Origin of the sequence: Methylobacterium sp. WL6 (assembly GCF_008040095.1) — a bacterium.
Taxonomy (GTDB): domain Bacteria; phylum Pseudomonadota; class Alphaproteobacteria; order Rhizobiales; family Beijerinckiaceae; genus Methylobacterium.
Genome location: NZ_VRVH01000478.1, coordinates 1 through 2,283, shown reverse-complemented (window position 1 = coordinate 2,283; position 2,283 = coordinate 1). Strand labels below are relative to the sequence as shown.

Sequence of the window (2,283 nt, the reverse complement as noted above, 5' to 3'; positions counted from 1 at the left end):
GGCGCGGGCGCCGCCTCCTCGACCTCCTCGGGGGCCTCGGCGGGGGTCGAGCGGCCGGGCTGGCCGAGGCCGAGGCTCTTGGCGAGCGCCGAGCGCTGGGCCGAATAGTTCGCCGAGGTGGTGGGGTAGTCGGCCGGCAGGCCGTAGCGGTCGCGGTAGCTGTGCGGGTCGAGGCCGTGCTTGGTCAGGTGGCGCTTCAGCGTCTTGTAGGACTTGCCGTCGATGAAGCTGACCAGCCCGTCGGGGCGGATCGACTTGCGGATCTGCGCGGGGCTGGGCTTCTCGACCGTCTCGGCCGCGACGGGGGTCGTTCCGGAGCCGACGTTGTTCAGCGCCTCGTGAATGCTGGCGATGAGCGTCGGCAGTTCCGTGATCGGCACGGAGTTGTTCGACACGTAGGCCGCGACGACGTCGACGGTCCGCTCGATATACTCGTTGCTGGTCTGTGCCGACGGTGTAGTTTCAGACATACGTCCGTTCCTTGCCTGTTCCTTGATGGGTCCCCACCCGCAGGAATTATGATGTTTGGCAGAGAAAGCAAGGATGTCGGAGCGGTTATCGGTGCTCAACACACGAACAAGTGTGGATCTTGCCTGCCGTGCTTCGGCGCTATCCGTGCAACCGACCCGGCATCCGCAGCAATGCAGTGCTCAGCGCCGCGCGAAATCTCTGCAACTGCGGAGGGCGGGATTCCGCTGTTGCCCGAACCCGTTACAGCGCCCGCGCGCGGGCGGGGCGGGCGGGCCAAATGCTGGACGGATGCGTCTTGCGCGACCGCCGGCCCGGGCGACGGCTTTATGTCCAAACCGGAGGTCTGCGCAATGGTGGATAAAAGTGTCGCACCAAGATCAATGGCCTGGGATATTTTGAATTCACGCGTACCGGTATAGACATACTAAGTATCGCGATGATGTTCTCGCGGCCGGGCGTGGGAACGGATGCCTCGGGCCGGAGGATCCCGCCGCGCCGACGGTGCTCGAACCTCAGGCGTCAAGCATCCGAGGGCCGGCCCGGTCCTCGCGCGAGGCATTCGCGGCGCGCGGCCGGCGGGCGCATCTCCGGGACACAGTCGCTTCGCGCGACGCCGGTGCCGACGGACAGTCTTGCGGAGCGGACAGGCGCGTTCGGAGGCAGGGTTCGCTCAGCGGAAGGTCTTGCTCAGCGGAAGGTCTTGCGCGGATCGAACGCGTCGCGCACCGCCTCGCCGGCGAAGACCAGCAGGCTCAGCATCGCGGCGATCACCAGGAAGCCGGACAGGCCGAGCCAGGGCGCGGTGAGGTTGTCCTTGCCCTGGGCCAGCAGCTCGCCGAGCGAGGGCGAGCCGGGCGGCAGGCCGAAGCCGAGGAAGTCGAGCGAGGTCAGGGTGGTGATCGAGCCGTTGAGGATGAACGGCAGGAAGGTCAGCGTCGCCACCATGGCGTTGGGCAGCAGGTGCACCGTCATGATGCGGACGTTCGACAGGCCGAGCGCGCGGGCCGCCCGCACGTACTCGAAGTTGCGGGCGCGCAGGAACTCGGCGCGCACCACGCTGACCAGCGCCACCCACGAGAACAGCAGCATGATCCCGAGCAGCACGAAGAAGCCCGGCGCGATGAAGGCCGAGATGATGATGATCAGGTAGAGGGTCGGGATGCCGCCCCAGACCTCGATGAAGCGCTGGAACGACAGGTCGACCCAGCCGCCGAAATAGCCCTGCACCGCGCCGGCGACTACGCCGATCAGCGAGGAGACGGCGGCCAGGATCAGCCCGAACAGCACCGAGATGCGGAAGCCGTAGATCACGCGGGCGAGCACGTCGCGCGTGGTGTTGTCGGTGCCGAGCCAGTGCCAGGGAATGCTGGCGCAGCCCTTCCCCGGCACCGTCTCGGCGGCGTGGCACTGCGCGTCGGTGAGCATCCAGGTCGGCGGCGAGGGCGAGGGCGTCGGCAGCCCGTCATTGATGGTGTCGTAGGAGAACGGGATCGGCGGCCAGATCGCCCAGCCGTTCTCGGCGATCTCCCTGGCGATCTCGGGGGTGCGGTAGTCGGTCCGCGCCAGGAAGCCGCCGAACTTCTCCTCCGGGTAGTCGATCAGCACCGGGAACAGCCACTCGCCCTTGTAGGAGGCGACGATCGGCCGGTCGTTGGCCAGGATCTCGGCGAACAGGCTGACGACGAACAGCGCCAGGAAGATCAGGAACGAGACGTAGCCGAGCCGGTTGCGGCGGAAGTTCTCGAGCCGGCGCCGGTTGAGCGGCGACAGGCCGCCGCGGCGGGGCGCGAGCGGCCGCGCCTCGGGCAGGCC

The 2,283-nt window shown here is 67.8% G+C and carries 2 protein-coding genes; both read right to left on the bottom strand.

Going from position 1 to position 2,283, the window contains the following annotated elements:
• On the bottom strand, positions 1 to 470 hold a 470-nt coding region (locus FV230_RS27415), incomplete at its 3' end, for a MucR family transcriptional regulator (RefSeq protein WP_147844610.1).
• 688 nt (positions 471 to 1,158) lie between these two features.
• Positions 1,159 to 2,280, bottom strand: a complete 1,122-nt coding sequence (locus FV230_RS27410; RefSeq protein WP_147844611.1) for an ABC transporter permease — start codon at positions 2,278 to 2,280, stop codon at positions 1,159 to 1,161.
• Between the last annotated feature and the right edge of the window lie 3 nt (positions 2,281 to 2,283).